The following is an 8018-nucleotide window of genomic DNA, read 5'->3' on the forward strand; positions in this document are numbered from 1 at the left end:
CCAGGTGACCACCCGCCGTCGTACGCGCTAAAAAACTACCGGCTGCGCTGCCGCAGCCGCTGAATGTCCAGAATGACGACGGCACGCGCCTCCAGGCGCAGCCACCCGCGCTGAACGAACTCGGCCAGAGCCTTGTTTACAGTTTCGCGGGAAGCGCCCACCAGCTGGGCGAGCTCTTCCTGTGTGAGCTCATGTGCCACCAGAATGCCGTCGGTGGCAGGGCGTCCAAAGCGGTCGGCCAGGTCCAGAAGGGCCTTTGCGACACGGCCCGGAACGTCGGAGAACACCAGATCAGCCAAGGACTCGTTGGTGCGGCGGAGCCTGCGGGCCAAGGCCTGGAGCAACTGTGCTGAAACTTCGGGGCGCGTCTCGAGCAGAGTGCGGAGGTTCTCATTCTTCAAACCGGCAAGCCGGGTTTCTGAAACCGCAGTAGCCGTCGCAGTGCGAGGGCTCGGATCGAACAGTGCCATCTCGCCGAAGAGTTCGCCCGGGCCCAGAATGGCCAGGAGGTTCTCGCGTCCGTCCTGCGCAGTGCGGCCCAGCTTGATCTTGCCTGAAACGATGAAATACAGCTGATCGCCCTGGTCACCCTCGCGGAAGACCGACGCACCACGTGAAAGGTCCACTTCGGTCAGCTCGTCCGTGAGAGCGGCAAATACGTCGTCCCCCAGAGAGGCGAAGAGTGGCGCGCGGCGCAGTACCTCGATATCCATGAAATCTCCTGTTATTTTCGATGACTCTTTCCCATCTTGCCGTACATAACGGACTTGTGACACCTGCTACACGCGTGTTCGCTCATGGAATATGCATTTCAGCGGCTCAGGAACTGTTCACGGCAGACTGTCAGCGGCGCCCAGTAGACTCGTTGTCCAGTAAAGGGAAGTGAGCGCTTCCTTGAGAAGTGGAGTGCGGCGGTGTTCGGTTTTACTTTCCTGGACGTCATTCTGGTCCTCGTGCTGATCGGCTATCTAGTTGCCGGTCTGCGCAATGGTTTCCTGGTGACACTTGGCGGAATTGCCGGGTTTGTGGCGGGAGCGGTTGCAGCGTTCTTTGCCATCCCGCTGGTCAGCGCATGGGTGCCTGACAACGGCTGGCGGCTTACGGCGGTGATTGCGACGGCGCTCCTGCTGGTGATTGTCGGTCAGGCGCTGGGCTCCGGGCTGGGCCGGGTGATCAGCCGGAGAGCGGATTCGCCCCCGCTCCGTTTCATTGACCGGTTGCTGGGCGGTGCAACAAACGTTGTGGTGGCGGCGCTGGTGCTTTCCATGCTTGCGTTCAGCATCGGCACCATGGGAGTACCCTTCCTGTCTCAGCCGATCGCGTCCTCCAAAGTCATCAGCAGCATCGACAGTTTCACGCCGTCACCGGTCCGCAGCTGGATGGCTCAGTTGCGGACGATCGCCGTGGCAGACGGCATACCCACGATCCTTGAAAGCGTTGCTCCCGCAAGTCCAGCGCCAATCCCCGATGCCTCGGTGGACACACCGGAATTGGCTGCGGCGTCCCAGTCAGTCCTGCGGATCGCCGGAACAGCCTTCCAATGCGGCCAGAACCAGACTGGCTCCGGGTTTGTTGTTGCGCCCGGGCGGGTCATCACCAACGCCCACGTGGTGGCCGGGGTGAACCAGCCCGTCGTCGAGGTTCCCGGTGGGGGAGCGCTCCCCGGCCGCATTGTGCACTTCGACCCGGTGCGGGACATCGCCGTGCTCGCAGTCGACGGACTGGAGCGCCCGGCGCTCCCGCTGGGCACCGAGCTGGAAGACGGTGCCACGGCGGCATTTGCCGGCTATCCCGCCGGCGGACCTTTCCAGATCCAGCCGGCCAGTATCCAGAATCGCTCCGATGTGCTGGTGGAGAACATATATGGGGCGGACGCCTCGGCCATCAACGTCTACAGCCTGGCGGCGAACGTGCAGCAGGGGAATTCGGGAGGACCGCTGCTGGACATGGAGGGGAGTGTCGCCGGTGTCATTTTTGCCAAGTCGACCGGCAACGTGCCCGTCGGTTATGCCCTCACACTCGAGGAGCTGCGCCCCATCGCCGATCAGGCGACGGCCTTCAACGACACCGTCTCGGCCGGACAGTGCACCCAGCGGTAGGCGCGTGATCAAATCGTGATCGGTTGGTCGGTTGAAATACAGCAACGGCCGGCCAGGAACGTTAGGCTCGTCACACAGGCGCAACCGCAATGGCGAACGCCGGCCGAACACAGTGACGTGTCGGCCAGATTGAGATCACCAGGAGCACTTACATGTCTATGACCGACAAACTGGCGCGCGGCTCACGTCCCATAAGGAAACGGGCCGCCGTTACCGCTGGTGTTGCCATTGGTGCACTGCTGTTGTCCGGCTGCGTTCAAAGTCAGCGCGAAGAGGACACTGGAGCAGGCGGCGAAGACGCCGTCGACTCCACCTTTGTTTTCGCCGCGTCGGCTGATCCTGCCGGTTTGGACCCCGCTTTCGCCAGCGATGGTGAAACCTTCCGCGTCAGCCGGCAGATGTTTGAAGGTCTCGTGGGGGTAGAGCCTGGAACCGCTGATCCCGCTCCGCTACTTGCGGAATCGTGGGAGACCTCGGAGGACGGACTCTCCACCACGTTCGCCCTAAAGGAAGGCGTCACCTTCCACGATGGCACCGAATTCAACGCCGAGGCCGTCTGCTTCAACTTTGACCGCTGGTACAACTGGACCGGAGTCGCGCAGGCTCCGAACGTGTCCTACTACTACAACAACCTGTTCCGTGGCTTCGCCGACACACCCGACACAGCCGTCTACGAATCCTGTGAAGTGAACGGCGATCTGGAAGCCACCGTCACCCTGGCACAGCCGTTTGCAGGCTTCATCCCGGCTTTGTCGCTCCCGGCGTTCTCCATGCAGAGCCCTACCGCGCTGGAGGAATTTGCGGCGGATGAGATCGGCGGCTCAGCGGAAGCTCCGTCGCTCAGTGCTTACGCGGAGGGCAACCCGGTGGGCACCGGACCGTTCAAGTTCGATTCGTGGAATGTGGGCGAGGATCTTCAGCTCTCAACTTACGAAGAGTACTGGGGTGAACAGGGCCAAATCGAAACGGTCATCTTCCGCATTATTGATGACCCGCAGGCACGCACCCAGGCACTGCAGGCGGGAACCATCGATGGATTCGACCTTGTGGCACCGGCCGACATCCCGGCCCTTGAGGATGAAGGGTTCATGATTGTTCCCCGTGATCCGTTCACCATCCTGTACCTCGGCATCAACCACGCTGTGGAGGAACTGGCTGATCCCCTGGTGCGCCAGGCCATCCACCACGCCATCGACAAGCAGGCACTGATTGACCAGACGCTGCCCGAAGGCACGCAACTGGCCACCCAGTTCATCCCACCGGTGGTCGAGGGCTACAACGAGGGCGTCACCACCTACGAGTATGATCCTGAGCGGGCAATGGAACTGCTTGAAGAGGCCGGGTACCCGGACGGCTTCGAGGTGCAGTTCAACTACCCAACGGGTGTCTCCCGGCCGTACATGCCCACCCCTGAGCAGGTCTTCACCAATATCACTGACCAACTCTCCGAGGTAGGCATCACAGCCACACCGTCACCGGATGTCTGGTCACCGGACTACCTGGACAAGATCCAGGGCACCGAGGACCACGGAATCCACCTGCTCGGTTGGACGGGTGACTACAACGACACGGACAACTTCATTGGAGTGTTTTTCGGTACCGAGTCGCTTGAATTCGGATTCGACAATCCAGAATTGTTCGGTTCGCTGAATGAAGCGCGTGGAATGACCGACAGGGACGCGCAAACGGAGCTGTACTCGGAGATCAACGAGGACATTGCCGAGTTCAACCCGGCAATCCCGCTGGCGCACCCTGCGCCGTCGTTGGCATTTGCGCCACGAGTGGTCTCCTACCCCGCAAGTCCGGTGAACGACGAGGTCTTTAGCCAGATCGAACTCAGCGAGTAAGTCCATCACAGTGGAGCCGGGTCCTGCGACAGGACTCGGCTCCACTGTGATGATCAGACTTCACGCGAGTTTTTCTTGAAAGGACATCGTGCTACGCGTTATCGGTAAACGTCTTGCGCTGTTGGTGCCTACGCTGTTTGGGCTTTCCATTCTTCTCTTCATCTGGGTGCGTAATCTTCCTGGAGGACCCGCCACGGCGCTCCTCGGAGAGCGGGCAACACCCGAGGCTGTCGAGCGGGTCAACGAGCTCTACGGCTTCAACGAGCCTATTGTCGTCCAGTACTTCACCTATATGGGGAAGCTCCTGCAGGGGGATTTTGGCGTATCCATCAACACAGGGAGGCCTGTACTTGAAGAGTTCGCCACCCGGTTTCCTGCCACCCTTGAGTTGACGACAGTTGCGTTGATCTTCGCGATCGGCATTGGGATTCCTCTGGGCTATGTAGCCGCACGGCGCTATGGGAGCTTCGTCGACCACGGCTCAGTGGTGTTGAGCCTCTTGGGAATCACCGTTCCCGTGTTCTTCCTGGCCTTCATCTTCAAGTATTTCTTCGCCATCCAATGGCCCATCCTGCCCCCTGACGGGAGGCAGGATCCCAGAATCAATGCAACGCACGTGACTGACTTCTACGTGTTGGACGGGATATTAACGGGTGAGTACGACGCCGCGTGGGACGCGTTCTTGCATTTGATCCTTCCCGGAATTGCGTTGGGAACCATCCCGCTCGCAATCATCGTCCGAATCACCCGAGCGTCCGTCCTGGAGGTCCAAAACGCCGACTACGTTCGCACGGCGCGCTCCAAGGGCCTGCTTGAGAAGACGATCCGGAACCGGTTCATCCTTCGGAATGCCATGCTTCCCGTGGTGACGACGATCGGACTCCAGCTCGGCCTGCTGATTTCCGGCGCGATTCTCACTGAAACGGTGTTCGCGTTCAACGGGATCGGCCGGTTCCTCAGAGACGCCATCTTCGGCCTCGACTATCCCGTTCTGCAGGGATTCATCATCTTCATAGCCGTGCTCTATGCCTTCATCAACCTGATTGTGGACCTGTCCTACAGCATCATCGACCCAAGGGTGCGTGTGCAATGAGTACAACCTTGCCCCCCGCAGAGAACCCATCACCCGCCGAACCGGCGCTTGCTGAAGGGACTGGAACGGGCCTGTGGAAGGATGCCTTCCGGCGGCTCAGAAGGAACCCCCAGGCCATCGCAGGCGCGGTTATTGTTGGGCTGTTCCTGTTGGTGGCCATCCTCGCGCCACTGCTGGCACCCTATGGTGGAAACGACCTCCCCGGACGCACGGAAGTCACCCCAACCAACATTCCCGGGCCCGGTGAGATTGACGAATTCCCCCTGGGTCTTGACCGATTTGGCGGGGACCTGCTCAGCAAACTGATCTGGGGTGCGCAGGCATCCCTGATGATCGGAGTCATTTCAACGGCGATGGGCCTGGCCGGCGGCATGCTGCTTGGGCTGCTGGCGGGGGGTTTTGGCGGCTGGGTGGACAGCGTCATCATGCGGTTTGTCGACATTCTGCTGTCGGTTCCCAACCTGCTGCTCGCCGTGAGTATTGCGGCGATTCTGGGCCAGGGTCCTTACGCCGTGATGATTGCCATCGGCGTTGCCCAAGTGCCCATCTTCGCCCGCCTGCTGCGTGCATCCATGCTGTCGCAGCGCGGCTCGGATTACGTGCTGGCCGCGCAGACGCTGGGACTAAGCCGATCCGCCATCACCGTGAGCCATGTGTTGCCCAACAGCGTAGGCCCGGTCATTGTGCAGGCGACGCTGACGCTCGCGACTGCTGTCATAGACGCGGCCGCCCTGTCTTTCCTTGGCTTGGGTGGCGGGCTGCCGCAAACGGCTGAGTGGGGGCGCATGCTCACGTATGCCCAGGCGGAGCTCTCAGGTTCGCCGCAGCTGGCATTCCTGCCCGGGGCCTGCATTGCGATCACTGCGTTGGGATTCACCCTGCTGGGTGAATCGTTGAGGGAATCGCTGGACCCGAAGACCCGCCAGAAGTAAGCGCCGAGGCGTCTCAATGTGTTCCCTGGCGCTCTCCTGGTCAATGACCGATGATCGACCAAGAGAGGAACGAGCGCGTGGGGATCAGGCGATATTCAGCTCATTGCCCGGGATGGAGGAAAGGAGCTGCCGGGTGTAAGGGTGGCGCGGATTCTGGAAGACTTCCTCCGAGCTGGCGGCCTCCACCAGTTCGCCGTCCTTCATGACGCACACGTAATCGGAAATAAGGCGCACCACGGCAAGGTCATGGGAGATGAACAGGTAACTCAGCCCCAGCTCGGACTGCAGGTCCCCGAGCAGCTTCAGGATCTGCGCCTGAACCAGCACATCCAGCGCGGAAACAGGCTCGTCGCAGACCAGCAGTTCCGGCTTCAGGGCCAGCGCGCGGGCGATCGCCACCCGCTGACGTTGGCCGCCCGAGAGCTCGGAAGGGTAGCGGCGCAGGGCATTCTGTGGCAGCGATACCTGGTCCATCAGTTCGCGGACCCGCGCAGCCCGTTCCTTCTTGGAGCCGCGCTTGTAGACGTTGAGCGGCTCCTCGACGATCCGTTCGATGGTGAACATCGGGTTCAGCGACGAGTACGGGTCCTGGAAGACAGGCTGCACACGCTGTCGGAAGTCGTCCAACTGCTTCTTGTCGAGCGTGGCGACATCCATTCCGTCAAAGGTCATGGTCCCCGATGTGGGTTCGACGAGCTTCAAAAGCATGCGCGCGGTGGTTGTCTTGCCGGAGCCCGATTCGCCAACAATCGCCACTGTCTGTCCGCGCGGCACATCCAGGGTGACGTTCTTCGCGGCATAGAAATCCTCGGAGCTGCCGCGGCGTTTATAGATTTTGGTGAGGTCGCGGATCTCCACGATGTTGTCCGTTGATTCCGCGGCGGCAAGTCCTACTTCGTCCTCCGTCTGATGTTCCTCGAATACCGCCTCGGCAAGTTTCGTACGCTCTGCCGCATCGGCGTGGTAGGCACCCGGCCGCAAACGCACGGCGGCCACACTGGGCGCTGCGCGCACCAGGGACTGGGTGTAAGGGTGCTGTGGGTCGTTAAGGAGTTTTTCCGCGGGCCCGGTTTCCACCACCCGGCCGCGGTGCATCACCACGAGGTCTGATGCGCGTTCAGCGGCCAGACCGAGATCATGCGTGATCAGCAGAACTGAGGTGCCCAACTGTTCTGTCATGGAGTCGATCTGATCGAGGATAGTGCGCTGCACGGTGACGTCCAGCGCGCTGGTGGGCTCGTCCGCGATGAGGAGGCGCGGCTGGCAGGCGAGCCCAATCGCAATGAGAGCCCGCTGGCGCATGCCGCCGGAAAACTCGTGCGGATACTGCTTGGCGCGGTCACCGGCGTCGGGCAGTCCGGCTGCAGTCAGCACCTCGATGACGCGTTCCTTGACGTTCTTTTTGGTTGCCATGCCGTGGACCAGCAGCGTTTCGGCGACCTGGGTGCCGATCTTCGCCACGGGATTGAGATTGGACATGGGGTCCTGAGGCACAAGGCCAATGGCGCGGCCGCGGATGGCACGCATCTTGGATTCGGGGAGCTTCACGAGGTTCAGTCCCTCGAAGGTGATGCTGCCTCCGGTGACGCTGCCGTTATTAGGGAGGAGCCCGATGCAGGCCATGGCCGTGGTGGACTTGCCCGAACCGGACTCGCCCACAATCGCCAGGGTCTTACCGCGCCGCAGCGTGAAGCTCGCATCCTCCACCGCCGGGACGTCACCGTAGGTGGTGCGGAATGTGACCGCGAGGTTCTTTACTTCGAGCAGTGGGGAATTGTCGGCAACGTTGTCGACAGGGATGATTTCAACCATTGGTCTATCGTGCCTCATGAGTCGCCTGCAGCGGCGTATCCCAGGTCAGTTTCTCGATGAGATGGTCCACCGCCAGACGGTACCCACTCACTCCCGCACCCACGATCACGGCATCAGCCACCGCCGAGACGTACGAGTGGTGCCGGAATTCCTCGCGCCGGTGCACGTTGCTGATGTGCACTTCAACCACCGGCAGGCCAACGCCTGCGAGCGCATCGCGGATGGCCACCGACGT

The 8018-nt window shown here is 61.4% G+C and carries 7 protein-coding genes; 4 read left to right on the forward strand and 3 right to left on the reverse strand.

The window, feature by feature from the left end; genetic code table 11:
* Positions 1–35: 35 nt before the first annotated feature.
* Positions 36–713: a Crp/Fnr family transcriptional regulator gene (locus tag Y708_RS0107660; protein WP_019483148.1), complete on the reverse strand. Its 678-nt coding sequence runs from the start codon at positions 711–713 to the stop codon at positions 36–38.
* 201 nt (positions 714–914) lie between these two features.
* On the opposite strand from Y708_RS0107660, the gene Y708_RS0107665 reads away from it, so the two are divergent.
* From Y708_RS0107665 to Y708_RS0107680, 4 genes are all read left to right on the forward strand, one after another.
* The gene (locus Y708_RS0107665; protein WP_028279471.1) at positions 915–2099 is read left to right on the forward strand and encodes a MarP family serine protease; all 1185 of its coding nucleotides are present in this window, start codon (positions 915–917) and stop codon (positions 2097–2099) included.
* A 158-nt stretch (positions 2100–2257) separates the two neighbouring features.
* Positions 2258–3946: an ABC transporter substrate-binding protein gene (locus tag Y708_RS0107670; RefSeq protein WP_155853788.1), complete on the forward strand. Its 1689-nt coding sequence runs from the start codon at positions 2258–2260 to the stop codon at positions 3944–3946.
* An 88-nt stretch (positions 3947–4034) separates the two neighbouring features.
* The gene (locus Y708_RS0107675; protein WP_028279473.1) at positions 4035–5039 is read left to right on the forward strand and encodes an ABC transporter permease; all 1005 of its coding nucleotides are present in this window, start codon (positions 4035–4037) and stop codon (positions 5037–5039) included.
* A complete protein-coding gene (locus Y708_RS0107680; protein ID WP_028279474.1) occupies positions 5036–5971 on the forward strand; it encodes an ABC transporter permease in 936 nt (311 codons plus the stop codon). Before Y708_RS0107675 ends, Y708_RS0107680 begins: the two co-directional genes overlap by 4 nt.
* An 84-nt stretch (positions 5972–6055) precedes the next feature.
* Here the strand turns inward: Y708_RS0107680 and Y708_RS0107685 are convergent, their stop codons facing one another.
* Both Y708_RS0107685 and Y708_RS30940 read right to left on the reverse strand, forming a co-directional pair.
* Positions 6056–7783, reverse strand: coding sequence for an ABC transporter ATP-binding protein (locus tag Y708_RS0107685; protein ID WP_155853776.1), 1728 nt, complete (start codon positions 7781–7783; stop codon positions 6056–6058).
* A gap of 4 nt (positions 7784–7787) precedes the next feature.
* A partial coding sequence (locus Y708_RS30940; RefSeq protein ID WP_253905735.1) for a type II 3-dehydroquinate dehydratase occupies positions 7788–8018 on the reverse strand: 231 nt, incomplete at its 5' end.

Source organism: Arthrobacter sp. H5 (assembly GCF_000520595.1).
Taxonomy (GTDB): domain Bacteria; phylum Actinomycetota; class Actinomycetes; order Actinomycetales; family Micrococcaceae; genus Arthrobacter_D.

Bases quoted from the DNA above. Each gene is read 5' to 3' on its own strand.
- Y708_RS0107660 (WP_019483148.1), bottom strand. From the start codon at position 713: ATGGATATCGAGGTACTGCGCCGCGCGCCACTCTTCGCCTCTCTGGGG.
- Y708_RS0107670 (WP_155853788.1), top strand. From the start codon at position 2,258: ATGACCGACAAACTGGCGCGCGGCTCACGTCCCATAAGGAAACGGGCC.
- Y708_RS0107680 (WP_028279474.1), top strand. From the start codon at position 5,036: ATGAGTACAACCTTGCCCCCCGCAGAGAACCCATCACCCGCCGAACCG.
- Y708_RS0107685 (WP_155853776.1), bottom strand. From the start codon at position 7,783: ATGGTTGAAATCATCCCTGTCGACAACGTTGCCGACAATTCCCCACTG.